The sequence below is a fragment of the Terriglobus albidus genome, from assembly GCF_008000815.1.
Taxonomy (GTDB): Bacteria; Acidobacteriota; Terriglobia; order Terriglobales; family Acidobacteriaceae; genus Terriglobus; species Terriglobus albidus_A.
Genome location: NZ_CP042806.1, coordinates 4,899,491 through 4,924,984 on the forward strand (window position 1 = coordinate 4,899,491; position 25,494 = coordinate 4,924,984).

At 59.5% G+C, this 25,494-nt stretch carries 25 protein-coding genes; 5 read left to right on the forward strand and 20 right to left on the reverse strand.

The features are described 5' to 3' along the window. Positions 1-58 precede the first annotated feature (58 nt). Positions 59-1,300: a glucose-1-phosphate adenylyltransferase gene (glgC, locus tag FTW19_RS19525; RefSeq protein WP_222705478.1), complete on the forward strand. Its 1,242-nt coding sequence runs from the start codon at positions 59-61 to the stop codon at positions 1,298-1,300. 164 nt (positions 1,301-1,464) lie between these two features. On the opposite strand, the gene FTW19_RS19530 is transcribed toward glgC, so the two are convergent. The 9 genes from FTW19_RS19530 to FTW19_RS19570 all read right to left on the reverse strand — a co-directional run bounded on the left by FTW19_RS19530 (position 1,465) and on the right by FTW19_RS19570 (position 14,208). Next, a complete protein-coding gene (locus FTW19_RS19530) occupies positions 1,465-1,875 on the reverse strand; it encodes a carboxymuconolactone decarboxylase family protein (RefSeq protein WP_147649246.1) in 411 nt (136 codons plus the stop codon). Between the two features lie 128 nt (positions 1,876-2,003). Next, positions 2,004-5,186, reverse strand: a complete 3,183-nt coding sequence (infB, locus tag FTW19_RS19535) for a translation initiation factor IF-2 (protein WP_147649247.1) — start codon at positions 5,184-5,186, stop codon at positions 2,004-2,006. A 126-nt stretch (positions 5,187-5,312) separates the two neighbouring features. Further along, positions 5,313-6,914 carry a transcription termination factor NusA gene (nusA, locus tag FTW19_RS19540; protein ID WP_147649248.1) on the reverse strand — a complete coding sequence of 534 codons (1,602 nt, stop codon included), beginning with the start codon at positions 6,912-6,914 and terminating at the stop codon, positions 5,313-5,315. A gap of 83 nt (positions 6,915-6,997) precedes the next feature. Further along, the gene (rimP, locus tag FTW19_RS19545; RefSeq protein ID WP_147649249.1) at positions 6,998-7,579 is read right to left on the reverse strand and encodes a ribosome maturation factor RimP; all 582 of its coding nucleotides are present in this window, start codon (positions 7,577-7,579) and stop codon (positions 6,998-7,000) included. A gap of 189 nt (positions 7,580-7,768) precedes the next feature. After that, entirely contained in the window at positions 7,769-8,800 is a 1,032-nt protein-coding gene (locus tag FTW19_RS19550; protein WP_147649250.1) for an SDH family Clp fold serine proteinase, read from the reverse strand. A gap of 131 nt (positions 8,801-8,931) precedes the next feature. Beyond that, entirely contained in the window at positions 8,932-11,019 is a 2,088-nt protein-coding gene (gene glyS / locus FTW19_RS19555) for a glycine--tRNA ligase subunit beta (protein ID WP_147650752.1), read from the reverse strand. Between the two features lie 17 nt (positions 11,020-11,036). Beyond that, a complete protein-coding gene (locus FTW19_RS19560) occupies positions 11,037-12,002 on the reverse strand; it encodes a glycine--tRNA ligase subunit alpha (protein ID WP_147649251.1) in 966 nt (321 codons plus the stop codon). A gap of 83 nt (positions 12,003-12,085) precedes the next feature. Further along, on the reverse strand, positions 12,086-12,718 hold the full coding sequence (locus tag FTW19_RS19565) for a ferritin-like domain-containing protein (protein ID WP_147649252.1): 633 nt from the start codon (positions 12,716-12,718) through the stop codon (positions 12,086-12,088). Between the two features lie 185 nt (positions 12,719-12,903). Continuing rightward, complete coding sequence (locus FTW19_RS19570; protein WP_147649253.1) at positions 12,904-14,208, reverse strand: DUF4382 domain-containing protein; 1,305 nt, start codon at positions 14,206-14,208, stop codon at positions 12,904-12,906. Positions 14,209-14,435: 227 nt separating this feature from the next. Here FTW19_RS19570 and FTW19_RS19575 point away from each other — a divergent pair, with 227 nt between their 5' ends. After that, positions 14,436-15,266, forward strand: a complete 831-nt coding sequence (locus FTW19_RS19575; RefSeq protein ID WP_187143065.1) for a hypothetical protein — start codon at positions 14,436-14,438, stop codon at positions 15,264-15,266. 30 nt (positions 15,267-15,296) lie between these two features. Here FTW19_RS19575 and recO read toward each other — a convergent pair whose 3' ends face one another. The 10 genes from recO to lon all read right to left on the reverse strand — a co-directional run bounded on the left by recO (position 15,297) and on the right by lon (position 23,166). Then, on the reverse strand, positions 15,297-16,037 hold the full coding sequence (gene recO / locus FTW19_RS19580; RefSeq protein WP_147649255.1) for a DNA repair protein RecO: 741 nt from the start codon (positions 16,035-16,037) through the stop codon (positions 15,297-15,299). A gap of 120 nt (positions 16,038-16,157) precedes the next feature. Further along, on the reverse strand, positions 16,158-16,418 hold the full coding sequence (locus FTW19_RS19585; RefSeq protein ID WP_147649256.1) for a 4Fe-4S dicluster domain-containing protein: 261 nt from the start codon (positions 16,416-16,418) through the stop codon (positions 16,158-16,160). 140 nt (positions 16,419-16,558) lie between these two features. Further along, positions 16,559-17,428 carry an inositol monophosphatase family protein gene (locus FTW19_RS19590; protein WP_147649257.1) on the reverse strand — a complete coding sequence of 290 codons (870 nt, stop codon included), beginning with the start codon at positions 17,426-17,428 and terminating at the stop codon, positions 16,559-16,561. Further along, entirely contained in the window at positions 17,428-17,712 is a 285-nt protein-coding gene (locus tag FTW19_RS19595) for an RNA chaperone Hfq (RefSeq protein WP_147649258.1), read from the reverse strand. Before FTW19_RS19595 ends, FTW19_RS19590 begins: the two co-directional genes overlap by 1 nt. A 96-nt stretch (positions 17,713-17,808) precedes the next feature. Beyond that, positions 17,809-18,735, reverse strand: a complete 927-nt coding sequence (locus tag FTW19_RS19600; protein ID WP_246153406.1) for a VWA domain-containing protein — start codon at positions 18,733-18,735, stop codon at positions 17,809-17,811. Beyond that, a complete protein-coding gene (locus FTW19_RS19605; protein WP_147649260.1) occupies positions 18,732-19,169 on the reverse strand; it encodes a molybdenum cofactor biosynthesis protein MoaE in 438 nt (145 codons plus the stop codon). The genes FTW19_RS19600 and FTW19_RS19605 overlap by 4 nt, the downstream gene beginning before the upstream one ends. A 38-nt stretch (positions 19,170-19,207) precedes the next feature. Further along, complete coding sequence (locus tag FTW19_RS19610; RefSeq protein WP_147649261.1) at positions 19,208-19,486, reverse strand: MoaD/ThiS family protein; 279 nt, start codon at positions 19,484-19,486, stop codon at positions 19,208-19,210. Positions 19,487-19,531: 45 nt separating this feature from the next. After that, the gene (locus FTW19_RS19615) at positions 19,532-20,065 is read right to left on the reverse strand and encodes a DUF4199 domain-containing protein (RefSeq protein WP_147649262.1); all 534 of its coding nucleotides are present in this window, start codon (positions 20,063-20,065) and stop codon (positions 19,532-19,534) included. A gap of 131 nt (positions 20,066-20,196) precedes the next feature. Then, positions 20,197-20,643 (reverse strand): response regulator transcription factor, encoded by a 447-nt coding sequence (locus FTW19_RS19620; RefSeq protein ID WP_147649263.1) that lies wholly within the window; start codon positions 20,641-20,643, stop codon positions 20,197-20,199. Positions 20,644-20,718: 75 nt separating this feature from the next. Continuing rightward, complete coding sequence (gene lon / locus FTW19_RS19625; RefSeq protein WP_147649264.1) at positions 20,719-23,166, reverse strand: endopeptidase La; 2,448 nt, start codon at positions 23,164-23,166, stop codon at positions 20,719-20,721. Positions 23,167-23,304: 138 nt separating this feature from the next. On the opposite strand from lon, the gene FTW19_RS19630 reads away from it, so the two are divergent. Beyond that, the gene (locus FTW19_RS19630; RefSeq protein ID WP_147649265.1) at positions 23,305-24,108 is read left to right on the forward strand and encodes a TIGR03435 family protein; all 804 of its coding nucleotides are present in this window, start codon (positions 23,305-23,307) and stop codon (positions 24,106-24,108) included. Here the strand turns inward: FTW19_RS19630 and FTW19_RS19635 are convergent. Beyond that, the gene (locus tag FTW19_RS19635; RefSeq protein WP_147649266.1) at positions 24,105-24,941 is read right to left on the reverse strand and encodes a prephenate dehydratase; all 837 of its coding nucleotides are present in this window, start codon (positions 24,939-24,941) and stop codon (positions 24,105-24,107) included. The genes FTW19_RS19630 and FTW19_RS19635 overlap by 4 nt on opposite strands. Before the next feature lie 148 nt (positions 24,942-25,089). On the opposite strand from FTW19_RS19635, the gene FTW19_RS19640 reads away from it, so the two are divergent. Next, positions 25,090-25,242 (forward strand): lmo0937 family membrane protein, encoded by a 153-nt coding sequence (locus FTW19_RS19640; protein WP_147649267.1) that lies wholly within the window; start codon positions 25,090-25,092, stop codon positions 25,240-25,242. Between the two features lie 57 nt (positions 25,243-25,299). After that, complete coding sequence (locus FTW19_RS19645) at positions 25,300-25,449, forward strand: lmo0937 family membrane protein (protein ID WP_147649268.1); 150 nt, start codon at positions 25,300-25,302, stop codon at positions 25,447-25,449. Positions 25,450-25,494 lie beyond the last annotated feature (45 nt).

Consider the following 25,494-nt stretch of genomic DNA (forward strand, 5'->3'; position numbering starts at 1 on the left):
ATATGAAACCGGCGAATAGATCCGTCCGACCGGCAGTCACCGCCTTCGGATAAAGGCCATGAAGATGAATCCCAGAGTGGTTGCGTTCGTTCTTGCCGGCGGTATGGGGAGTCGGCTGTTACCGCTGACCGAAGCCCGAGCGAAACCTGCGGTTCCGTTCGGAGGCAAGTATCGGATCATCGATTTTGCCCTCAGCAATCTCATCAACTCCGGTCTTTGCTCGATTTATGTACTCGTTCAGTACAGAAGCGATTCCCTGTTGCGTCACTTACGCGATGGCTGGCAGTTCGGAGGTCTTCTGCAGGATCAATTCATTGTTCCGGTAGCTGCCCAGCTGCATTCAGAAGAGGATGGCTGGTATCGAGGCACCGCTGACGCGATCTTCCAGAATTTGAATCTGCTGGATATCGCAGACGATAGTCTCGTCGCCATCTTTGGAGCCGACCATATCTACCGCATGGATATCCGGCAGATGATCGATTTCCACCTCCGCATGCATGCTGAGGCAACGGTTGCCGCGATTACTGTTCCCGCGCATCAGGCCATTGAATTTGGGGTCATCGAGTGTGATCCACAGGGCGTCATCAATGGTTTCCACGAGAAGCGAGAGGACGCACCCAACATTCCGGGCAAGCCAGGCAAAGTGTATGCCTCGATGGGAAACTACATCTTTTCTGCGCGAGCCCTTTTCCGAGAGCTGCAAGCCGACGCTACGCGAGCGGAAAGCCGATTTGACTTTGGCCGCGACATCCTGCCGGCGATGCTCGCCCATAAAAGCGTGTACGCCTATGACTATCAGACGAACGTGATCCCGGAGGAGTTCGACGAGACACCTGTGTATTGGCGCGATGTAGGAACTTTGGATGCTTATTTCGAGGCACAAATGGATTTGTGCGGGCCATTACCCTCGCTCAATCTCTATAACCGGCGCTGGCCTATTCGCACGGCCAGCTATCCTGATCCGAGCGCCAAGTTCAGCATCGACCAGCATGGAGAGCCGGGCAGTGCAACTCGTTCGATCATCTCGGGTGGTTGTATTCTTTCCGGCGGCACTGTTCGAAGCTCTGTTCTCGGACGTTCGGTCAAAGTCCATTCCGGCAGTGTTATCGAAGACTCGATTGTCTTCGACAACTGCGTCATCGGAGCGAACTGCAAGATTCAACGTACTATTCTCGACGAGAATGTTGAGGTCCCGGATGGAGAATGCATCGGCTACGATCTCGACCGCGATCGATCCCGGCACCATGTCACCGATACAGGTATTGTCGTTGTCACGAGCAAATCGCTGCGTTCCCCATAGAGCATTTCCCCTGTGGGTGCAGAGTAGGGCTAACGCATCTATGGGCGTTTTCCGCAATGAAAACGCCCATGCACATCACTTTCGGGCTACCCGGCAACAGAGAAAATGCTCCTGGATGTTCTGCATTTCCTCACCGCCTTGGAACGTGTCCCCTGCACACCGCTTCAACAATCAGCGAGGAATTCCTTATCCACAGGAATCTGCATCGCATTGGCCAGATTGTTCGTCTCGGCCGCCATACCGACGACCGCAAGAAACTCCGCGTATTGCTCGTCGGAAAGACCCTTCGTTCGCGCGGCGGCGGTATGTGAGTGGATGCAATAAGTGCAACTGTTGGCCGTCGAGACGGCGATATAGATCAGTTCCTTCGTAAGGGGATCGAGTGTTCCGGGCGCAACCATCACCTCTTTGATGCTGGCCCAGGTTCGCTGCAGCAGCGCGGGCTGGTTCGCGAGAGCGCGCCAGAAGTTATTCACGAAATCCGTCTTGCGGACAGCACGAATATCGTCGAAGACGGCTTTGAGTTCCGGCACCTTGTTGATCTCCTCGTCACTCCAGAGCTTTACAGTGGCCACGGCAGTTCCTCCATCCAGGAGCTCACAAAAGAGGCTCCTGTCTCATTTTCCCACTCGATGAGCAACGATCGGGCAAAACAAAAGGCAGGCCCGAAGGCCTGCCTTTCTGTGTTTCTATGCAGCCTGGTTTACGCGTGGGTTGCGGCTGCCTTGGCTGCGGCTTCCCGCAGCTCGGCAGTGTTGGCTCCGAGCTCGGCGGCGATCTTCTCGGTGGTGTACGCCTCGATCATGTCGCCGACCTTGATGTCCTTGAAGTTGAGATCGATACCGCACTCGTAGCCTTCGCGAACATCGCTGACATCGTCCTTGAAGCGCTTGAGGTTGGTGATCTTGCCCTTCCAGACCTCCTCGCCGTCGCGCTTGACGCGCACCTGCGAGTTGCGGTGGATGACGCCGTCGCGCACCGTGCAACCGGCAATCTGGCCCACCTTCGAGATCTTGAAGACATTGAGCACTTCGGCGCGGCCCTGGTACTGCTCGCGGAAGACCGGCTCCAGCAGGCCGTACATCGCCTTGGTGATCTCGTCCTGCAGCTCGTAGATGATGGAGTGCATACGGATCTGGACGTTTTCCTGCTCGGCCAGTTCGGCAGCCTTGCGCTCCGGACGAACGTTGAAGCCGATGATGATCGCGTTGGACGCGGTCGCCAGCAGAACGTCGCTCTCGGTGATGGAACCTACGCCCGAGTGCAGCACCTTCACACGCACCTTCTCGGTCGACATGCGCTGCAGCGAATCGGCCAGAACCTCGACCGAACCCTGCACGTCGCCCTTGAGGATGATGTTGAGGTCCTTCACACCGGCCTGCTTGATCTGTTCCGCCAGGCCTTCCAGAGACACGCGGCTCGACTTTGCAAGCTGGGCCTCGCGCTCCTTCATCTTGCGGTACTGCGCAATGCCCTTGGCCTTGTCGCGGTCCGCCATCACCAGGAAGGTATCGCCTGCGTCCGGAATACCTTCAAGACCGAGGATCTCCACGGGTGTCGACGGCCCAGCCTCCGGGATCGAACGGCCACGGTCGTCGAACATGGCGCGCACCTTACCGAAGGTGTTGCCGACGATGTAGCTGTCGTTGACGCGCAGCGTTCCGTTCTGTACCAGGATCGAGGCCACGGCGCCACGGCCGCGGTCGAGCTTGGCTTCGATAACGGTACCAACTGCCGGACGCTCCGGAGTCGCCTTCTGCTCGTTCGTGTCGGCGACCAGGCAGATCATCTCTTCCAGGCCGTCGAGGTTGATGCGCTTCTTCGCCGATACCTGAACGAACGGCGTATCGCCGCCCCAGCTATCGGGCTGCAGGCCGCGGTCAGCAAGCTGCTGCATCACGCGATCCGCGTTCGCTTCAGGCTTGTCGATCTTGTTCACCGCAACGATGATCGGCACCTTCGCCGCACGTGCGTGATCGATGGCTTCCAGCGTCTGCGGCATCACGCCGTCGTCTGCCGCGACCACGATGACGACGATATCCGTCACCTTGGCGCCGCGGGCACGCATGCGCGTAAAGGCCTCGTGACCCGGCGTATCCAGGAAGACGATCTCGCGGCCAAAAGCGGGCGAGCCTTCCTTGGTGACATGCACCTTATACGCACCGATGTGCTGAGTAATACCACCGGCTTCGCCGCTGGCGACATCGGAATCACGCAGCGCATCGAGCAGACTGGTCTTACCGTGGTCGACGTGACCCATGACGGTAACCACCGGCGGACGAACGATCTCCACCATGCCGGAGGTATCTTCCAGCAGGCCCTCGATGGCCTCGTTCTCAAGCTGTTCTTCCACCGAGATGATGCTGACGTCCGCGCCAAACTGGCGCGACACGTCCTTCACCAGTTCGTTGTCGAGCGACTGGTTCACAGTGACCAGAACGCCCTTCATCAGCAGGGAGGCGATCAGATCCTTACCGCGGACTTCCAGCTTCTCGGCCAGGTCCTTAACGCTGATGCCTTCAGTCACGGTGAGGTTCTTCGTGATCGGCACCGGCTCACGCGCGACCGGCATACCGCCGAAGCGCGGAGCGTTGAAGCCCTTCATCGGGCCTTCTTTGCTCTTCTCGTACTGCTGGCCACGGCGATTTCCGCCGGGGCGCTGTCCAGGACGGCCGGTCGGCGCGGCTCCTACCTCACCCGGGGGCGGGAGCATGCCCGGCGCTCCGCCAGGACGTGGACCACCGCCGAAACCGGGACGCTGTCCGAAACCAGGACGACCGCCTCCCGGACCACCGGTCGGATGCGTACGAGTCGGGTGCATGGGACGGCGCTCGCCGGGACGCAGGGGAGGACGGCCACCACCGCCACCGCCAGGACCGCCAGGACCACCACCGCCCGGTCCGGAGGGACGTGGGCGCTCAAAGATAGGCCGGCCACGCTGCACGCCGAGATTCGCCGCGCCGACAGGAGCGGTATAGGTCGGACGCGGTCCAGTCTGCGGCATGATCACGCGGCGCGCAGGCGCCGCAGGGGCAGCCGGAGCCGCTGGTGCTGCCGCGGCGGGGGCTGGAGCAGGTGCCGAAGTCTCGAGCGCCACCGGAGTAGCTGCCGTTTGTTCCACCGGAGCTGTATGAGCGGCGGTTGTGGGAACAGCCGCGGCAGGAGCTGCCGCGGGGGTTGCTGGCGCCGCCGGCGTTACATGCTGCCTGGCCACAACACCGCCCGCCGGAGGTACACCGCCCACCGCAGGACGCGGAGCCGCTACTACCGGACCAGCCGGAGGACGGCCGGCGATGGCAGGAGCAGGGGGCGTTGCCTTGGGAGCGATGATCTGGGGGCCGCGACGCTCCATCTGGGGCATGATACGCCTGGGAGCCGTCACTTGTTGTGAATGTGAAGAAGATGTTGCAGCCGGTGCGCTGGGGGAGGCCGCAGCCGGAGCTGCGGGAGCGACAGGGGTGGACGGCGCCGGTGTTGTAGCCGGGGGCGTTGCCACCGAAGGGGTGACAGCCGGGCGGGTTACCACCACGCCGGGGCGCGGCGGCGTTGCGACCGCCGGACGCTGCTGCGGCGGCGGAGCCACAGCCGGGCGCGTGTGCGCCTGCTGCTCAGCCTGTTTGCGCTCCAGAATCGCCTTCAGCGCATCGCCAGGCTTCGAGATCTTCGAAAGATCGATCTTGGGTTCGCTGGCGGCAGAGGCGGAACGCCCCCCACCTGAGGTGGAGCCACCGCGGAGGTATACGCGCACACGCTCAGCTTCATCTTCTTCCAGCGAGCTTGAATGCGTCTTCTTTTCGGTCACACCCACTGCGGTCAAAGCGTCGAGAATCGACTTGCTCTTGACCTCCAGTTCGCGCGCCAGATCATTGATTCGAACTTTACTCATCCGTCCCCTATTCGCTTCCCCTTGCAGACTCAGCCGTTCATACGCAGCCTCAACCCTTCGGGATGTTTAAAACTGTCAACACACCATTTTACCGCCGTTCGGCGCATGCCGAACGGCGTCCATAGCCTAACCACGATCGCGACCATCTTCGTCGCGCTCGTTGTCAATCGTCTCGTTCGAGATATCCTCCGACTCCGCAACCAGCGTATCCACGCTGTCGTTGTCGAGTTCAATCTGTTCTTCCCGGGCATCCGCGTCCGAGTAGGCATCCGTCCCGGAGCCTGCCTCTTCAGCATCCTGAAGCTCCTCGGTCGACTCCTCGGCCTCTTCCGCCATCAGCCCTTTTCCTTCGTTTTCTGCCGCGAGAATCTCTTCCGGTGTCTTGGTCACTGAAGATTCCTCCTCAGTGGCTTCTGATGCCGCCTGCACCAGGGCAGGACGCTCCTCACCTTCGGCATATTGACCGAAATAATGGCGAACCGCGACCGAGATCTTTTCCACGGTCTTTTCGCCGATTCCCGGAACCTCTTCCAACTGCTCCGGTGTCATGTCGGCCAGCGACTCCACCGTCGTAATTCCGGCAGCAATCAGCTTCTCCAGGATGGTCTCGCCCAGCTCGGTGACCTGTTCGATCGGGGTCGACGGTCCGCCGGAGAGTGCCTGCATGGCCTGCTCGACCTCCTGGCGCTTCTCTTCCTCGCTCTTGATGTCGATCTTCCAGCCGAGCAGCTTCGCCGCCAGACGTACGTTCTGGCCTTTCTTACCAATGGCCAGCGACAACTGCGTGTCATCGACGATCACCTCAAGCTGCTTCTCGGTCAGATCCGTAATGGAGACGCGAGAGACCTTGGCGGGCTGCAGAGCCTTCTCCGCAAACGTCGTGATCTCATCGGAAAACTCGATGATGTCGATCTTCTCGCCGCGCAGCTCGCGGATGATCGACTGAACCCGCATACCCTTCATACCGACGCAGGCGCCGACCGGATCCACATCCTTGTCGCGTGACTGTACGGCGATCTTGGTGCGCTCGCCGGCCTCACGGGCAATGGCCTTGATCATCACCGTGTTGTCATAGATCTCCGGAACCTCCGCCTGGAAGAGGCTCTGCACCAGGGCCGGAGCGGCACGGCTGACAATGACCTGCGGCCCCTTGGCGGCACGGTCCACGCGCAGCAACACGACCCGCACGCGCTCACCGACGGAAAACTGCTCCAGCCGGCTCTGTTCGCGCTTCGGCATGCGGGCTTCAGCCTTGCCGATATCGAAGATCACATCCATCGGCTCCAGGCGCTTCACCATCGCCGTGATGATCTCGCCGATGCGGTGGTTGTACTCATTGAAAACCGTATCCCGCTCTGCTTCGCGCACCTTCTGGAAGATGACCTGCTTGGCCATCTGCGCGGCAATGCGGCCCAGCGGGCTGGTGTCCTTGTAGAAACGCAGCTCACCGCCGGCCTCGACCTCGGGCGCAAGTTCACGGGCCTGCTCCAGCGTGAGCTGGTTTAGCTCGTCCTCGAGCTGATCAGGACCTTCCACCACAGTCTTGTACACATAGGCCCGAATCTCGCCCGTCTCCCGATCCAATTCGGCGCGCATGTTCTCCTGCGTGCGGTAGTACTTGCGTGTCGCCAGCGCAATCGCGTCTTCCACGGCGGCGACCACAATCTCCGCATCGATACCTTTTTCGCGGCTCAGAACCTGAATCGATTCGTACAGTGCACTTGCCATCTCTGCTTACCTCAACTTCCTCAATCTCATTCACTGCTTGCGCCAGACACTACTTGCCCCAAACACCATTTTCCTCAGACAAGCTAAATCTCTGCCACCAGTTGCGCCTTCTCTACGTTCGCGAGCGCTATCTCTACTGTGTCCAACCCGGCGGAGGCCTTCTTCGCCTTGCCCTTCTGCTTCACGGCCGACAGGTCAAGCTTCACCACACCCTCCGCGAAGCTCATCCGCCCGGTCCAGTGCCGGTTGTTATTGACCGGCTCAAAGGTCTGCACCTTCACCAGACCGCCGGCAAACCGTTCATAATCCGCCGCACCCCGCAGCTTACGCTCAAGGCCCGGCGATGACACCTCCAGCGTGTATTCCGCACCGGGAATCAGATCTTCCACGTCGAGAAGAGTTCCGAAGTCCCGTGCGAAGACTTCGCAATCCTCATGTGTGATGCCCGAGAGAGCTTCCACGGGTACGCCGCTCGGCAGGTCTTCCAGTTCCCCTGCTTTGGCCGCAGCCACAAGCTTTGCCCGCCCCTCGGCGTCCTTCTCCAGGTACACGGCGAGCGCACGGTGCTTGCCCGCTCCCTGGAAGGTGATATCCACCACCTCCAGATGATGCGAGGCCGCTACCCGCTCCGCCGTAGCCCGAATCTGGTCCATCTGTAATGCCATTGCCAAAACCTCTTTCCACCGTGGGGAGGGCGGTTTTCAGAGCAAATAAAAAGTGGGCTCATCGCCCACTCATCTCTCTCGCCAACGGCCGGCCATATCCACGGTCCCGCGCAAGATCAACGCGTCGCTATCCATTATGGTACGCTCGCCACCCCCAAAACTCAAATATTGGGGCCCGGGCAACCGGATTTATCGGATATGGAAGGTCGTCACCGAGATCTTCCCGGCGGCAATCTGGGCTTTCTTCCAGCCGCTCTTATCGTTCAGCGCCACCCAGCGGCGTTCCTCCGCCCGGTAGTGCCAGTCCTTATCGAGCTGGAAGAAGATCTGCAACCCATTGGCCTCCATGATGTTCGAGATGGAGTTGTCATGGGCATTGCGGGCGTCATAGTCGACATAGGCGTTCTGCCCCATCTCGGCATACACCGCGTTCAGCTCGAAAAGCAGATGGTTCACACTGTCTTCCATCGACTCCGCGTGCAGGCCGATGCGCTGGGCCTCCCGCAGCGTAATGGGATAGCTGTGCGAGGGATAGCCCGAGTTCAGCACATTACTGATCTTCTTGGCTTTCTGCGCATCCTTCAGGTGATACGACAGAATCTCCAGGCAGAGCTTGGTCGAAAGAGCGCTCGACCGGTCCACGGCGCCAATCACCAGCGGATGGACGTACTGAAATAGGGCTCCGTACGGATTGCTCTTTTCTCCCCTCGCCTGCCGCCGCCATAGATTGATCACGCGCTGCAGCTCGTCCTGACTTACGCTGACGCGGTCGTTATCGCGGTCGATCGGAGAAAGGTCATGCGTGAGCGAGGTGTCCACGGCGGAGAGATGGGCCAGCGGCCCCATCAGGATGTTGTCCGCGCCCAGCGCCAGCATGGTGGCGGCACTCTGACACTCGAAGGGAGCCAGCACCGTCAGTCTCTTGACGTACTGGCGCAGCAGATTCACCATCCGCAGCGAGGCCTGACCGTTGCCGCCATCGCTCTTGATAAACAGGCAGAGCCGGTCCACCTTGCCGACGCTCTGCAACAGGCCATACAGGCCAGAGACGTCGTTGTGGCAGATCGACCCCTTATTGGAGTTCCAGTAGGTGATGACCGGCTGGTCGAGCGCCACCTCCAATTGCTTGAGAATCACCTGCGTCTTCTCCAGCAACATGGGAGGCTTAATCACCTTAGGCTTCGCCTCCTCCGGGTTGGTCGCTTCCCTTTTCCTGGCCATTTAGAGCATTTTCCCTGTTACTGGGTATCCCGGAAAGATCGTGCAGCGGCGTTTTCATTGCGGAAAACGCCCATAGATGCAGAAGCCCTACTCTACTACCTACAGGGAAAATGCTCCATCTCTTATCCCGCCTATCCCGCCGCTACGATCTCCGAGAAGTCAGCAATACGCGAGAAGTCCTGCAGCACGCGGTTCAGCAGCCCCAGGCGGGCGGCACGCAGGCGCGCTTCCGGCGCCATCACCATCACCTTGTCAAAGAAAGCGTCCACATGAGGACGCAAGGTTGCGATGGTCTGCAACGCCTCGACATACTGCTTTTCACGGCGCTGACCTTCCACCCATGCAGCCAGACGACCGCTCTCCTCAGCCAGAGTGCGCTCAGCCGGTTCGACGAGGAAGTCGGGAGTCCAGGCGGCGTTCTCGCCCTTCTCGCGAGCCTGCGTCAGGATGTTCTTCATGCGCTTGAAGGCCGCTGAGATGGCCGCGAAGTCCTCCGAGCCGCGAACCTCGGTCACTGCCTGCGCGCGCGCCACGGCATCAGGCACATCGTCGGCGCCTGCAGACTGAACCGCCTTCACGACGTCGTAGGCATAGCCCTTCACGTCCTTCAGGTAGAACTCGACTCGCTCCGTAAAGAACTGTTCCACCTTGGTCGCCGTTGCCGAATGCTCGGAGCCAAGTCCGGCGATCTCGCTCAATAACAGCGGAAGCTTCGCCTCGGCCAGCATCTTCACAATGCCATTGGCGGCGCGGCGCAGGCCGAAGGGATCTTTCGATCCGGTTGGCTCCAACCCAAGACCGAACATGCCACCAATGGTGTCAGCCTTATCGGAGATGGAGAGCAGCAGACCTTCTACTGTGCGCGGCACAGCATCTTCCATCGATGCGGGCAGATACTGGTCATAGACCGCCAGCGCGACCGCCTCGCTCAACCCCTGAGCGCGGGCATACAGGCCGCCGACAACGCCCTGCAGTTCCGTAAACTCCTTCACCAGCTCGCAGGTCAGGTCGGTCTTGGCGATGGTTGCTGCTTGATCCAGAGCCGCCGCATCGGCATCGGTCTTCCGTTCCTCACACAGACGCACCAGTTCCGCCGCGACCTTGCGCACTCGTTCCGCCTTGGCGAAGTAGCTGCCGAGGTCCTTCTGGAAGGTGACGTGCTTCAGATTCTCCATGCGGTTGACCAGCGTCGTCTTCTGGTCGAACTCCCAGAAGAATCGCGCATCGTTGAACCGTGCGGACAGCACACGCTCATTGCCGGTGCGGATGATCTCCAGCCCTTCGGCATCGGGTTCAATGTTCAGCACCGTCAGGAAGTGTGCGGCCAGCTTGCCGCCTGCATCCTCGACGGCGAAGTACTTCTGGTGGTCGCGCATTACGGTCACCAGCACTTCTTCCGGAAGCTCCAGGTACCCGGTCTCAAAACTACCCAGCACCACATACGGCCATTCGGTCAGGTGTGTGACGGTCTCAACCAGTTCCAGATCTTCGCGCCAGCGGGCGCCCGAAACCGTACGCGTTACCGCATCCAGAGCCTTGCGAATCTTCTGCCGACGCACAGCGACATCGGCGAGCACAAATGCCTTCTCCAGCGCCGCGAGGTACTCAGCAGGCCGTGCGATCGTGATGGCTTCTGCTCCAAACAGGATGCGATGACCGCGGGTCGTATTGCCAGCAGAGACACCGGCGAACTCGACTGGAACGACAGCTTCGCCCAGCAGGGCGATCATCCACTTCACCGGACGGACAAAACGCTCCGGCTTCCCGGCGCGCCAGTACATGTTCTTCGCCCAGTAGACGCCCGCGATCTCCTTCGGCAGCTCAGCAGCTATGACTTCCACCGCAGCTTTACCCGGACGCGTCACGGTTGCGCCGAGGTACTCGCCTTTGGCATTAGTCACCGTCTTCAGCTCGCTGAGGCTAACGCCTGCCTTCTTTGCAAAGGCTGCGGCCGCCGGAGTGGGCTCTCCGTCCTTGTAGGCCACCTTCAGCGATGGACCAAGCATCTCTTCCACGGCGTCAGGCTGTTGTGTGCGCACACCGGTGACCACTACGGCCAGACGGCGCGGCGTCGAGTAGCTCGTTACTAACGAGCCCTCCTCCAGCAGCCGTTCACGGCCCAGCAGAGCCTCCACACGCGTTGCCAGCTCCGCCTGCGCGGACGCGATCATGCGCGCCGGGACCTCTTCCAATCCAATTTCAAATAGAAAATCAGCCATCATTCTCTCTCGCCGCGTTATGCGGGCAATGCCTCCGCCGGCGCGGTGAGTTCCTGCTGCTGTGCGTACGCCTTCGCTACGCCTACGACCAGGGTACGAATGCGAGCCATGACGCCCACGCGCTCGGTCACGCTGATCGCGCCACGCGCATCCAGCAGATTGAAGACATGCGAGCACTTCAGCGCCAGCTCATAGGCTCCCAATACGGGGAAACGGCGCTGTGCCTTCAGGCTTTCCAGCTCCGGCATGCCCTTGGAGGCGTCCAGCAACGCCAGGCACTCGGCCTCGTAAGCATTCAGGTGCTCCCACAGCTTGTTCACATCGGCATAGTCGAAGCTGTAGGTCGAGTACTGCTCTTCCTCATACAGCCGGATCTCGCCGTAGGTAGTCTGCTTACCAGTGTCGGGCTCAATCGCCCAGACGATGTCATAGATCGAGTCCACGCCCTGCAGAAACTGAGCGATGCGCTCCAGGCCGTAGGTAATCTCGCCGCACATCGGCTCCAGGTCAAGACCGCCGCACTGCTGGAAGTAGGTGAACTGCGTGATCTCCTGGCCATCGAGCATCATCTGCCAGCCCACGCCCCAGGCGCCACCAACCGGCCACTCCCAGTTATCCTCTTCAAACTTCAGGTCGTGCTTCTTCAGATCGATTCCGATAGCCCGCAGGCTGTCCAGGTAGACCTCCTGCACATCGGCCGGCGGCGGCTTCAGGATCACCTGAAACTGCGTGTGTTTATACAAGCGGTTCGGATTTTCTCCATAGCGCCCGTCGGCAGGACGACGCGACGGCTGCGCATAAGCAATGCATACCGGCTTCGGTCCCAGAACACGCAGGAAGGTATCCGGCGACATTGTTCCCGCGCCGACCTCCACATCATATGGCTGCTGCAGCACACACCCACGCTCCGCCCAGAAGCTCTGGAGCCGGAACAGGAGCTCCTGAAACGTGAGCGCCTCTTTCCCATTCGCAACAAACGGCATGCCTCAAGTCTAACTGAGGTGAAACAGGAAACCGGGAGAGGGGCAAGAGCCTCTCTCCGGTATGGCAACCATCTTTTCGGAGATTACGCAGCCCTGGACTTCCCCCGCGACGGCTTCTTCGGCGCCGTCTTCGATGTATGTGGCGTCTGCTTGCGGGTCATGGATGCCTCCCCCGCTCCCTCTTCGTCGGAGACAGTCTCAACATCTTCATCTTCCAGTTCCGCCTCATCCTGGGACAGGCCGGCTGCTTCCCCAATCAGCTCCTTTGCCATCGCCAACAACTTCTCGCTGGCAGCCTCTTCTTCCTCAAGCGTCAGGGTCAGCAGATCGACGACCTCATCCTCACCGAGCCCTCGAGCGATCTCGATGGCCGCCGAATACCCGGCGATCTCGTAGTGCTCTACGCGCAAGGCAGCGCCTGTGATCATCAGATCTCCGAATGGAGCTTCTTCGCCTTCTTCGATGGCCTCATTGCCTTCCTTCAGAAGGCCTTCCATGCCTTTGCACTGCTTCGCGGCCGCCTTCTTGCCAAGCTGCTTGAAGACCTGCTCCAGGCGCTCTACATGTCCTTTTGTCTGTTCAAAATGCTGGTTGATCGACTCAGCCAGTTCATTGTCTTCACACGCTTTAACGATCTTCGGCAGCGCCTTCACGAGCTGGCTTTCGGCGCTGTAGAGATCCTTCAACTCTTCCACCAGAACTTCTTTCAAGCTCATCGCATTTCTCCTTGAGACTCCGACGCTGGCCAGACTGGCCTTATCCGATCCTGGTCCGTCAGCGTGCACGATGAGAGATCGAGGCCCCTCTCAGGGTTGCCCCGCGGTCCTGTGGATCAAACAACAATTAAAAAAAAACGGGCCCGACTCCCCAAGAGATCGGGCCCGGGTCTACCGCGACTGCGTTACTGGCATTGAGTAAATGCCAGCGCAGACGTCACGGAGATTGTTGCCCCTCCGGCGGTCAGGGCATATGCCTGACTCTTCATCTCGGACGGTGTGCAGTTCAGCGTGCCGCCGGAGGACGGAACAAATGCAATGCCATCGACAATATAGGTGGCATAAGGAGACGACTGCATCAACGTCGCCCCCGAGGTTGAGTAAGCGCCGATGTAGACTCCAGCTGCCGGCAGCAACACCGAGTAGGTGGCGCAGTCAGTGTTATTCGGGCAACTGGATCCTGCTGCCGTTGTTACGGTAGCCGTTGCGGCGTTCTGCAATGCATTGGGGACCAGGGGAATGGTGTAGGTCGTGGCGGAGATGGTCTCCAGTGCACTCAGTGAGACATCCGTTACCGTTCCACTGTTGCTTGCATTCTGGCTGGTTACCTTTCCGGCGAGGGTTGCAGTACTCGTCCCTGCGAGCAACGGTGCGGACAGGGCAATCGTGCCGGTAGTCTCACCGTTCGCAACACCGGTCACAATCGCAGGCGCATAGACGGTGCCGGTCGATGTGATTCCCACCACCACAACGTCGTACATACCGGTTGGCAGCGGGCAAAAAGTGAACGTGCCGTCGGCATTCGTCAGGGTAGACATCACGATGCGGTCGACACCGGTCGAATCTTTCTGTTCCAGTGCAACGAGAACGTTCCCCGGAATCACCTTGCCGGAGACCTTGTCGATCACTGTTCCGTTGATGGAAGTCGCCGTCGTCGTTACTTCACCTGCGTGCAGCACCGGCTTCAGGCGGAACTGTCCGTTTCCGGTCTGCACAATCGAGGCGCAGGTGTCGAAATCGATGTTCAGATCCTTCGTCTGTCCTGCCCCAATGGTGAAGCCTCCCGATGCAAGCTGGCCGGAGGGAATCTTGATCCCGGTCTTCGCTTCACTGGAAAGCTGCAGCGCATAAGCTTTGCTGTCTGCGCTCAGCACGACGCAGTTCGCCGTACCGGCGGCGCTGCACTGATTGCTGGAGATCGACGCCGAATTGTCCGCGAGAATCACACGAATCTGCTGATACGTACCTGCCTGTAATTGTTTTGCATCTCCCAGTGTCGCCAGAAAACACTGGTTATTTGCCTGGCCAAGAAGATCAATTTGTTTGGGGGAGGAGGAGAGGTTGGGGGTTAGATCCTGCCAGCCGGAGTCGGTAGCCGAAGCCGTGGCGCTGGTATGGACCTGCACATCGACGACCGTTACGTAAACATGCAGGAAAGGACCGGATGGGCCGGCACAGGTGGCTGGATCGCTGATAGAAACGGTAGCCATTCCCATTCCTGAGGTGGAACCGGAACCTGATCCGCTTCCACAAGCGATAAGAAAGAACGTCACGAGGGATAAAAGTGCCGCACATGCGACATAAACGCCAGACTTCGACATGACTTACTCCGGGGACTTTTTTGTAGGTGAATCGCTATTAGTCCCTGAGAGGTTAGTTGCGACATAATGCGCCGTACGTTGCCAGATGAGCTGTTGCACAATGAAATACCTTTCCAATGTTGGGTGCCGTACGCAACCTTCGCCCCTTCAGAGGTGAATCGCCGGGGTGCCATACTGAAACGCGTATGATTCGCTTCACGACGCTCCTTCTGGCACTTCTCACAGGTATCACGTTCCCTCTTGCGGCACAGAACCAACAGGCAGCCGGGCGTAGTGTGCGTGTTCCGTTTGTTGGCTGCAAAGCCGATGGACAAGGAGGACCAAAGGATGCCCCTACGGGCAAGCCAATCGATATCGTTCTTCCGGCAGATCTGAGCGGGAATTTCGCCTACTACAAAGGTGAGGATGGCTTTGGGGTTCTCGGGCCAAAAGGCTGGAATTGTTTCCAGATCTACGGCCCAAACGGGGGTTCCTTATTTGTTACACCCGAACCGATTGGTCCCGAGAAATTCTTCTCCGACGCACCAACAGGGTTCTCTGGCCCAGCTATTCAACTCTCAATCGCCACCGGCGATACGTCGGGACGATTTGAGGTCGCACGCGTTATTGCACGAGTTTTCCCGCAGCGGCAGTCCTTCGTTCGTAGGCTAATAAATGCCCATGACGGCCTGCTCAGCAATTCTGACGTCGTCTACGGCCCATATAAGTCCGACAAGCTCGTTCGTCCCGATCGTAATACCGTCGAATTTCAGACTCCGGCTAACATCGATGGGCTCGGCACGATGTCACGGCTTCTCAAAAACACGCAGCCAATTGCAGGCGTAGTTGTGCTAACTGGTGAGACTCCTGACGCGGTCCAGCTTTCCATTCGTCTCAAACCGGATCAGGCTTCGCTCGCTCCTTACATCATTCATAGGCTCGAGAGAGAAGTACGATCGACCAAATGATGAATCTCCTGCTGATGCAGATTCCCTACCCTACAGCCGCGCCAACACCCGGGCGCTCCGCATCTGCCGCTCCAGGTGCCGCTCCAGAATTTCCACGGCAAACCGCCGCACCATTGCCAGAGGGCCAGCCTTTCCCCATTGCTCCTTCAGCAACTCCGCTAAAGGCCGGCGCAGCATTCGCTCGGCCAGCATTACAGCCTCCGGCGGCAGGGCTACTGAACCGGGGCGCTTGTGCACGCCGCAGGTCACGCCATCGGCTCCGGCGGCAAACCAGACTGGCTGTCCGCGCAACGCTTCCCCGCACACGATGCACACGCCAAGCTCCGGCAGCCAGCCCATCAGCCGCGTCATCCAGAGCGTGAAGTAGGTTACCGGCATCCATACCTGCCCGACCTTCACCTCGGTTAGTGTCGCCACGGTCAGGCGAAAGACATCATCCTCCACAGCGCGCTCCGGCAGTGCCTCACCCAGCACCTCGGCCAGAAACTGGAGCGCGCTCACACGGGCATAGTCCACCGGCTCGCTCATCGGCGACCAGACGATCTCGAATGAGTCCATCCGAACCAGGTCCTGCTTCGGTTTTTCGGCATAGGTGGCACGCACGTGGGTCATCGGCTCCAGAGCTCCGCCGAAGCGTTTGCGTGACCTCATGGCGTGCCGCGCCACACCCTTCACCACGCCCTGCTCGCGCGTGAAGAGGCTGACCAGCAGATCCGCCTCTTCAAAGGGCCAGGTCCGCAACACGATCGCCTCTGTCTGGTATGTGGTCACGCTGGGAAAGAGTCTTACACAAAGCAAACGCGCAGCCCCTGGGCTGCGCGTCTGTCTTGAATCCGTGCCGTCCCTCAACGGCAATTAGAGGGTTATGCGGCAATGCGCCGGATGCTCCGGTTAGCGGCCGAAGTGCGTCTTCGCCTTCTCAGCAAAGATGGCGAAGTTCTCGGGCAGGTCGTCGCCGGCATAGATTGCCGACACCGGGCAAACCGGAACGCAGGCGCCGCAATCAATGCACTCCACCGGATCGATGAAGAGCTGCTCAGCCTCGGCGTGACCAGTCTCATCCTTCTTCGGGTGAATGCAATCCACCGGACAGGCGTCCGTACAAGCCGTGTCCTTGGTGCCGATGCAGGGTTCTGCAATTACGTATGCCATCTCTTAACTCATGCCTCCAGATTGTCTCGCGTGAGTTCATCATAACAGCCATCTCGCCCGCGTCAGTACTGGCGAAATGCATTTCTATATCGGACTAAAGAAGTACGAATTCTGGTTGCCCAGTGCGTCCCGAATCAGCCTTATTTCGCCGCCTCGCGCCGCTCCCGGAACTCTGCCGGAGTCGGAATCGGCTCCAAATCGCGCCCGGCAAACATATCCGTAAACACAGCCTGCATCTCCGCCGAAATGCGGCCGTTCGTCGCCAGGACCTCACGGCTATCCAGCTTGAAAGGTGAGCCGTCAAAGCCGGTTACCGTACCGCCGGCTTCGCGCACCATCAACACGCCGGCTGCCGTATCCCAGGGGTTCAGGTTGAACTCCCAGAAAGCCTCCAGACGGCCGCATGCCGTATATGCCAGATCGATGGCGGCCGCTCCGGCGCGACGCACACCGTGCGAACGCAGGGTGAGCTGGTGGTAGAAGTGGATATTCGGATTCTCGTGGCGCTTATGGCTGGGAAAGCCGGTTGCGACCAGGCTCTCCTGCAACAGCCCAGTCTTCGAAACCGAAATGCGGCGGCCGTTCAGCCAGGCACCCTCTCCCTTACCGGTGACAAAGCATTCATCACGCAGCGGTTCGTAGATCACGCCGGCAACCAGCTCACCATCTTCCTCGGGCTTCAATCCAGGAGCGCGCCGCTCCAAACCCATGGAGACGCAGAAGTACGGAAATCCATGAGCAAAGTTCGTTGTCCCGTCCAAGGGGTCGACATACCAACGAAACTCCGCCTCCAGAGCCTGTCGCGTGCCTTCTTCCCCGTAGATGCCGTGGTCCGGGAAGACCTGACGCAGGCGCTCGCCGATCAGCTTCTCACTGGCACGGTCGGCGACCGTCACCAGGTCCACATCGCCCTTGTATTCCGCGGCGATGCCAGTCTCGTAGTAGCTCCGGAGCAGCGCCCCGGCCTCCTTGGCGATCTCAGCGGCCTTCTGCGCGACTTCCAGAGACATTACTCCACCACCTCACGGTTGCCGCTGCGCGGCTTGGTGCGGCGCTCTTCGGCTATAGTGCGAATCTGCTGCTTGTAGATGAAAAGATTGGGCTTCCCTTCGCGCGTCAGACGGATCATCGTATCGTCGAAGTACTCGATCCATCCGTTCACGCGCTCCCCGTCGCGCAGTTTGACTGTAACGGGCACCTGGCGTTCGCTCAGGCTTTTCAGGTACAACGCCTCCTGCCCGGTCTCTCCCGGCGGGGGCGACTTATGACGACGCTTTCCATTGGAGAACGGCATACCCTACATACTACCTGTGAGCCTGTGGTCTGGTTGTTTCAGGCACCCGCCCTCAGGGGCTGGTTGGCAGGGGCACATTCGTTCGGATCACAAACCTCAGCGGTAGTATCCGGTCCTGTAACGCAGCTTGTACCGCGAACCCAGCTCCGGCTGGGTCATCTCGACCCGAATGGCCCGCAGCCTCTCGCCCCCGGGTTTTCCTGGCGGTGCATAGTAGCCAATCGCATACTGCGAGCGCAGGTCTTCTGAGACCTTATCCAAGGCCTTCTGCAGGTCTTTGGGATCTTCCACATAGTAGTAACGCCCGCCGGAATCTTCGGACATCTGCATCAGGGCGTGTTCGCCGCCCACGTTACGGCCAGCATCGGCACGGATCGGCACGATGATCAGGCAGTACACCATGGCTCCGGCGCGCTGCACCTGCTCCATGGCCTGGATATAGGTCGCGCCCTTCACCGTATCGCCGCCATCGGTCACCAGCACAATGACACGGCGCCTGGTCGCGTCGCGTTTTGCATCTTCCAGGCGTTGCGCCGAGAGATAGACCGCGTCATACAGTGCTGTGGAGGGACCGTAGTCGAGATGGTTCAGGCCGTGCTCCACCCGTTTCAAGTCATTGGTGAACGGCACCACCTCGCTTACCGCATCGGAGAACTCCTCGACAGCCAGCTCATCCTGCGAGCGCAGCATCGTCCGCGCGAACTGTTTCGCCGCATCCCGGGCAAGCCGATCGTCGCGCACCATGCTCTCACTGGTATCCAGAGCGAGAACCATGCTGAGCGGAGTCCCGCTTTCGCGCTCGAAGATGGCGATCTTCTGCGGCATGCCATCCTCCATCACCTGGAACTGATCCTGTTCAAGGCCGCCGATCAACGCACCGTGCTCGTCGGTCACGTTCACGGCAACATTGACCAGACGCGTGTTCACGCGTACGACCGGAATATCTCCCGGCCGCTGCTGAACAGGCTCCTGAGCTCCGAGAAGCAGCATCGCACCCAGCGATATGGCAGCGGCAACCTTCACCCGCGCACAATCTCCTCGGGGAAAGGCTCCCCGTCGGCCCATACGGCGCCGTCTTCAAACTGCTCTTTCTTCCAGATGGGCACGGTCTTCTTCAGGGTGTCGATCAACCAGCGGCAGGCATCGAAGGCTGCGCCGCGATGCGCGCTCGCTACTACGATCAACACGCTGCTCTCGCCGACGTAAAGCCGTCCCAGGCGGTGCACCACCGCGATATCGCGTACACCGAACTTTGCAATCGCTTCCTCGGCCAGGCTGCGCATCTGGTTCAGCGCCATCTCCTCATACGCTTCGTAGTCCAGGTACAGCGTCCTGCGGCCGCGTGTATTGTCGCGCACGATCCCGTCAAAGACGCATACGGCGCCATCCGCCCCCGCTTTCAGCGCGGCGGTAATACTTCCTGCGTCAATCACTTCCCGGACAATGGCAATTTGCATGATTCCTGCATCTTAGACGGTGCCTGGCGGCGAGAGGCTTATCTTCTTCCCCCAAGTGCACTGGGCGCATCATTGGGCGCTCCACCGCTTACCGGTGGGAGCAGCGCTACTTCATCGCCGTCATGCAACTGGACCTCGTCACCGGCGTACTCCTGGTTCACCGCCATTGCCATCGACTTCCATGCCCTCTCCGGCATTCGTCCGTGAAAGACCTTCCGGAGCTCTCCGACGTTGCAGCCGGTCTCGACCTCCATGTCCTCAGACGGACAGGAGAACAACTCCTTCAGCACCCCAAAGTACAAGACCCGCACCCGCATACCCCAAGGGTACGCGAAGGCGGGTCCCTTTCCTTATTCTTACCGTCAGACACTTTGCGGAACGCGCGGCTTCGACCTCCGCAGAATCACCGCCGATCCCAGTGTCACCAACAGGGTGACCGGGAATGGTTCCAGAAATGTCATCGCGGCGTTATAGAGCGGGTTGGCATAAAGCACCTTCATCCTGGCAATGCCATCCAGCTGCTTCTGGACAGTTACGACGTCAGCGCCCGAAGCCTTGAGCTTCGTCACCTGATACGCGGCGTACTTGTCCATGAAGTCAGGCATGAAGTTGTAGTACACGACCTCCCAGACCACGACATAACAGATACAGGAGATCACCGCGATGCCCAGCCCCACCAGAAAGGCGCGGCCAAAGGTCACCGTACCGTCGCTCACATTGTCCCGGTACGACCTCACCCCAAAGAAGATCACCAGCGACGAGAGCACGATAGTCGCGTAACCGACCACAACCCCACGATCGAACCCGATCCGGTCAGCAAAGATCGTGGTGACCATCATGAGTGACGCCGAGATCGCACCGGCAATCAGACCAAATGTAAGAATGACTTTCTTCATCTCTTATTCCCTCAGCAAGGAGTCAAAGTACACCCTCACCATCGCCTGCCACCATTGCGGGTGTCGTCATTCTTTCGGATGATTTTCAGATTTTCCACGGAAATCGTGCCTTTGGGTGACGCAGAGGAGAGTTAAGGCAGAATGCCGATCTCTTTCCCCATCTGCACCGCCTGCGTCCTGCGCTCCGCGCCCAGCTTGCCGAAAACCCGGCTGCAATGTGTCTTAACGGTGTTCTCGCTGACGAAGAGGCGTTCGGCGATCTCGCGGTTGCTCAGGCCAGCCGCAACTAGTTCCAGGATCTCCATCTCGCGCGGCGTGATGCCGAGCTTACCCAGTCGCTCCTCGTTGCGGACGAAAGGGGCATCGGTGGGTACCAGCACCTCCCGCACCTCCACCTGCCGGCGACGCGAGGTCAGCTTCAGGCCAAGCCAGATGCCGAAGGCTGAGCAGATCGCCGCAACCAGGGCTCCATAGATTTCGACAGAATGGTCCACGACGAGGAACCGGTACTGGCTCCATTGCAGCAACGCAATCGCCACACCGCTCACTACTCCGCAGACCAGAAGATGCCGCATCATCGCCGTGCAGCGATGATACCCAAACGCAAAAAGGGCGGCTCCCCGCAGGAAGCCGCCCTTTGAATCTGCGATGGATTACGCCGTCAGCGCCCCATCCTGGGCGACCACAGCCTCGCGTAGAGCCTCATCGATCTGCGCCTCCTTCCGGTTTGAAGGAAGCGCAATCGCGAGGACATCTTCGATGCGCCGCGCGTAGTGGATGGTCATACCGTCAGTCTGGTCCTTGGTCAGGTCCTCGTCGACGTTGGTCTTCACATCCACCGGCAGAATCACGTCCTTCACTCCGGCCCGTTTGGCCGCGAGGAACTTCTCCTTGATTCCGCCAACCGGCAGCACATTGCCGCTCAGCGTAATTTCGCCGGTCATCGCCAGCAGCGGACGGACTGGTTTATCCGTCAGCAGGCTCACGATCGCCGTCGCCATCGTTACACCGGCGGAGGGGCCATCCTTCGGGATGGCGCCTGCCGGCACGTGCAGATGGACATCGATATCCTTCAGCACATCCTCATCCAAGCCCAGCGACACTGCGTTCGAGCGCACCCAGGTCATTGCCGCCTGCATACTCTCCTTCATCACGTCGCCGATCTGGCCGGTGATGTGGAAGTGCCCCTTACCCTTCATCTTGTTCGCCTCGATGAAGAGTATGTCACCGCCCACCGGTGTCCAGGCCAGACCTACCGCCACACCGGCGCGCTTGGTGCGCTCGGCGATCTCGGTGTCGACCCTGACCTTGTAGCCGCCCAGGAAATCCTGTACGACTTCCGGTGTCACCACAACCTTCTCCGCACTGCCTTCGGCGATCTTGCGCGCTGTTTTGCGGGCAATGGTGCCGACAAGCTGTTCGAGGCGGCGGACACCCGCCTCACGCGTATAGTGCCGCGCCACAATCGCTACGGACTCGGTAGGAATTTCCAACTGTCCTTCCTCTAGTCCGTTCTCCTTCGCCTGGCGAGGAATCAGGTAGCGCTGTGCGATGTTGACCTTCTCCTCCTCGGTATAACCGGTGAGTTCGATGATCTCCATACGGTCGAGCAAGGGCCCTGGAATCGTATCGAGCTGGTTAGCAGTTGCGATAAACAGGACCTTGCTCAAGTCGAACGGCTGATCGAGATAGTTGTCCCGGAACGTGTTGTTTTGTTCCGGATCAAGCGTCTCGAGCAGTGCACTCGCCGGGTCGCCGCGGAAGTCGCGACCAAGCTTATCGATCTCATCGAGCATAAAGACCGGATCCTTTACCTCAACCCGCTTCAAATGCTGAATAATCTGTCCCGGAAGGGCACCGATATACGTCCGGCGGTGTCCGCGGATCTCCGCCTCGTCGTGCATGCCGCCGAGCGAGATGCGCGAGAACTTCCGTCCCAGAGCCTTAGCGATCGAGCGCCCAAGCGAGGTCTTACCCACGCCCGGAGGTCCGACGAAGCACAGGATCGGCCCCTTCATATCGGGCTTCAACCGGCGCACCGCAAGGTAATCGAGAATGCGCTCTTTCACCTTCTTCAGGCCGTAGTGATCCTCGTTCAGAATCCCCTCGGCCTTCTTGATATCCACCTCTCCGCCGGAGGTTTTGGCCCATGGAAGCACCGCCAGCCACTCGACGTAGTTGCGGGTCAAGGAATAGTCCGCGGCCATCGGGCTCATCCGCTGCAGGCGGCCAAGCTCCTTCAGGGCGTCCTTCTTCACCTCTTCCGGCATTCCGGCAGCTTCGATCTTCTCCTTCAGCTCCTGGATATCCTTCTGTGTGTCGTCGGCGTCGCCCAGCTCTTTCTGGATCGCCTTCATCTGCTCGCGCAGATAGTACTCACGCTGGCTCTGCTGGACGGAGTCCTGCACTTCGCTCTGAATCTTATTGCGTAGAGCCTGAACCTCAGCCTCTTTCACCAGGTGCTTATTCAGCCGCTCCAGGCGTTCGCCGATGTCGTTGGTCTCCAGTAACTCCTGCTTGTCCTGCGTCGTCAGGAAGGGCAGCGAACTGCCGACAAAGTCGGCAAGACGGCCCGAGTCGTCAATATTCAGCGCGATGGTCTGCAAGTCGTCGGAGAGTGTCGGCGACGCCTGCACAACCTGCTGGAACTGGCTGACAACATTGCGCTGCATGGCCTCGAGCTCGGACGTCTTCTCCGGCTCCGGCTCGGGCAAACTTTCCACCTCAGCCATCATGAACGGCTGCAACTGGCTGAACTTGCCCAGACGCACACGCTCATTGCCTTCCGTAAAGACAAACAGGCTTTGATTCGGCATTTTGACAACTTTATGTATGGTCGCCAAGGTGCCGGTTTCGAACAAATCACTCGGCTGAGGGGTGTCGTTGCGAGCATCCCTCTGGGCGACCACAACAATTGTCTTTTCCTCGCCAAGTGATTGAATCAATTGGATCGAGCTCTCCCGCCCCACAGTCAGAGGAAGGACGGCGTGCGGAAACAAAACGGTATCCCGCACCGGTAACACCGGCACTACCCGTTTGCTCTGCGACTCTTCCTTCTTTTCCCCGGCGTTGGGCCGGATAACGCTTACAAAATCGCCCATGTGAGTGAACCTCTATCAAATCTTCTCATATCAGATGCCGCAGAACTGGTTTGGTCGCAAACCGGCCCACCTTCCGTTGGATGACTTATCGGCTGGACAGGTGATCCACTGAGCGGAAACTCTGCTAAAGTTCCCGGCATGAGCAACATCCGGAGCTTCTTCGTTGCATTTCTGGCGGCGGCAGGCACCCTACTCCCGGCTCAGACGCCCACGCAAACCCAGCCCAAACCGCCTGCCTTTGACGTCGCCTCGGTGAAGCAGAACAAGAGCATTGGCGACGGTAGATCCCATATATGGAGCTCCTCCGAGAATGGCAACTTCAAGACCCAGAATGTCTCCATGAAGGGCCTGCTGGAATTTGCCTACGGAATGCCGCAAACGCAGATCGTAGGCGCACTAGACAGCGTGAGCGGCATGACTTTCGATATCGACGCCAAGCTGGACGAAGAGGCGGAAACACGGTTCGAAGCCCAAACAACCTTCCTTCGACGGACACAGAAACCCGAGATGCTGCAGACCCTGCTCTCTGAGCGTTTTCATCTCATGTGTCATCGCGAGAACCGGGAGATGATGAGTTACGCGCTCATACCGGCCAAAGACGGCTCAAAGCTCAAGCCCGCACAGAAAGACGGCCTGCGATTTGACGTTGGATACGGCAAGCTCCGGGCCGAGGGCGCGACGCTGGAACAGCTTGCAGGGGTAATTGCCCAGCGGCTCAATGAACCGGTCGTCGACGCCAGCGGTATCACCGGAAGATATGACATGGAAATCAACTTCACGCCTCCGGAGGGCCCAATGAAGCTGAACGGGCAACCGATTCCCGATCCCCCTCCCTCGATCTTCACCGCCATTCAGGAACAGCTCGGCCTGAAGCTCGAAAAGCGTAGGGGCCCGGTGGAGGTCCTCGTCATCGATCACGTGGAGATGCCGACGGAGAACTAACTTGCCGCCACGTACCGACCCATCTCGCGCACCAGGTCGCAGCTCTTTGCCAGGCTGGCGACTGCCTGTTCCGCCTGCTGTTCTCCGGTAAAGCGGAAGTCCACATAAAACAGGTACTCCCAGGGCTTCCCAGGCACCGGCCTTGACTCAATCTTCGTCAGGTCCACACCGGCCTCTGCCAGCCCGTGCAGCGCCTGCACCAGTGTTCCCGGACGATGCGCCACCGAAAAAGCCAGGGAAAGCTTGTTCGCCTGCGGAATGTTGACTGCATCCGCCTTTCGTTTCAGCAGAAGAAAGCGGGTGTAGTTCTCGGGGTTGTCCTCGACGCCTGCCTCGAGGATCTCTGCCCCATACTCCGGCGCCGCAGGAGCGCTGGCGATGGCGGCGGTGGTGCGATCGCCTTTCGCCATCATGTGTTTCACACTGCCCGCAGTGTCGTAAAACGGAACCGCGTCGAGCTCACGATGGGCTGCCAGCCAGCGACGGCACTGGCTCAACGCCACTGGATGCGAGAGCACCCGTTTCACCTCACTCAGCGTGACGCCGGGCATCACCATCAGATTGTGCAGGATGCGCAGCAGCAGCTCGCCTTCGATGCGAAGGTCGTGGTTGAAGAGCAGGTCGTAGTGTTCCGCCACAGAGCCGTGCAGCGTGTTCTCGATCGGCAGCACCGCCACATCGACACCATCCCCCGCCGCCAGGCGTTCCACCACCTCCACGGAAAGAGCACAAGGCACGATAGTTACGCCTTCGCCCAACATTTTCATTGCTGCAGCGTGGCTGTTCGATCCACGCTCACCCTGAATTGCAACTCGCAAAGCAACCTTTTCCATTTCTGCTCACTATGGCTCAGGAGAAATTCCCCTGTAATTTCTGGCAACGTTCAAAGTCTATCTGGCAACTTACTCTGACGTGACGCCTGCCGTCACACAAGTTTCCCCGGCCCCGTGTGCGGGGCATTTCATCCAGGAGGGACTTCCAATGCTCTGGACAATTACCGTCATTCTTCTCGTTGCGTGGCTCGTCGGTCTGGTTTCCAGCTATACGCTGGGCGGTTGGATTCACATACTGCTGATCCTCGCGGTTATCTCGCTGATCTTCAACCTGCTTGCCGGCCGACGCTCAGCGCTTTGACTTCACACTACTCTGCGGAACGCATTCGCGTAAGCCGGAAGAAGGAGTAAGAAAGAAATGCTGCTCTTCTTGACGATTGTGTTGTTCGCTCTCTGGCTGCTCGGCATGGTCAGTACTTACACGCTCGGTGGATGGATCCATCTGCTGCTTTTTCTGGCCGTAGCCGCGCTGCTCATCCGTCTGATTCAGGGACGCAATCCGCTCTAGCAGCGGGTTGCGCCTCCCTACCAGAACGCACGACCAACCCAATGG

Bases quoted from the DNA above. Each gene is read 5' to 3' on its own strand.
- glgC (WP_222705478.1), top strand. From the start codon at position 59: ATGAAGATGAATCCCAGAGTGGTTGCGTTCGTTCTTGCCGGCGGTATG.
- FTW19_RS19640 (WP_147649267.1), top strand. From the start codon at position 25,090: ATGCTCTGGACAATTACCGTCATTCTTCTCGTTGCGTGGCTCGTCGGT.
- FTW19_RS19590 (WP_147649257.1), bottom strand. From the start codon at position 17,428: ATGTCTCTGGAAGTCGCGCAGAAGGCCGCTGAGATCGCCAAGGAGGCC.
- FTW19_RS19565 (WP_147649252.1), bottom strand. From the start codon at position 12,718: ATGAGCTTGAAAGAAGTTCTGGTGGAAGAGTTGAAGGATCTCTACAGC.
- FTW19_RS19575 (WP_187143065.1), top strand. From the start codon at position 14,436: ATGTTGGGTGCCGTACGCAACCTTCGCCCCTTCAGAGGTGAATCGCCG.
- FTW19_RS19620 (WP_147649263.1), bottom strand. From the start codon at position 20,643: ATGATGCGGCATCTTCTGGTCTGCGGAGTAGTGAGCGGTGTGGCGATT.
- FTW19_RS19630 (WP_147649265.1), top strand. From the start codon at position 23,305: ATGAGCAACATCCGGAGCTTCTTCGTTGCATTTCTGGCGGCGGCAGGC.
- FTW19_RS19610 (WP_147649261.1), bottom strand. From the start codon at position 19,486: ATGCGGGTGCGGGTCTTGTACTTTGGGGTGCTGAAGGAGTTGTTCTCC.
- glyS (WP_147650752.1), bottom strand. From the start codon at position 11,019: ATGGCTGATTTTCTATTTGAAATTGGATTGGAAGAGGTCCCGGCGCGC.
- FTW19_RS19560 (WP_147649251.1), bottom strand. From the start codon at position 12,002: ATGCCGTTTGTTGCGAATGGGAAAGAGGCGCTCACGTTTCAGGAGCTC.
- FTW19_RS19635 (WP_147649266.1), bottom strand. From the start codon at position 24,941: ATGGAAAAGGTTGCTTTGCGAGTTGCAATTCAGGGTGAGCGTGGATCG.
- FTW19_RS19615 (WP_147649262.1), bottom strand. From the start codon at position 20,065: ATGAAGAAAGTCATTCTTACATTTGGTCTGATTGCCGGTGCGATCTCG.
- rimP (WP_147649249.1), bottom strand. From the start codon at position 7,579: ATGGCATTACAGATGGACCAGATTCGGGCTACGGCGGAGCGGGTAGCG.
- FTW19_RS19570 (WP_147649253.1), bottom strand. From the start codon at position 14,208: ATGGCTACCGTTTCTATCAGCGATCCAGCCACCTGTGCCGGCCCATCC.
- FTW19_RS19550 (WP_147649250.1), bottom strand. From the start codon at position 8,800: ATGGCCAGGAAAAGGGAAGCGACCAACCCGGAGGAGGCGAAGCCTAAG.
- lon (WP_147649264.1), bottom strand. From the start codon at position 23,166: ATGGGCGATTTTGTAAGCGTTATCCGGCCCAACGCCGGGGAAAAGAAG.
- nusA (WP_147649248.1), bottom strand. From the start codon at position 6,914: ATGGCAAGTGCACTGTACGAATCGATTCAGGTTCTGAGCCGCGAAAAA.
- FTW19_RS19595 (WP_147649258.1), bottom strand. From the start codon at position 17,712: ATGCCGTTCTCCAATGGAAAGCGTCGTCATAAGTCGCCCCCGCCGGGA.
- FTW19_RS19645 (WP_147649268.1), top strand. From the start codon at position 25,300: ATGCTGCTCTTCTTGACGATTGTGTTGTTCGCTCTCTGGCTGCTCGGC.
- FTW19_RS19585 (WP_147649256.1), bottom strand. From the start codon at position 16,418: ATGGCATACGTAATTGCAGAACCCTGCATCGGCACCAAGGACACGGCT.
- infB (WP_147649247.1), bottom strand. From the start codon at position 5,186: ATGAGTAAAGTTCGAATCAATGATCTGGCGCGCGAACTGGAGGTCAAG.
- FTW19_RS19605 (WP_147649260.1), bottom strand. From the start codon at position 19,169: ATGCAAATTGCCATTGTCCGGGAAGTGATTGACGCAGGAAGTATTACC.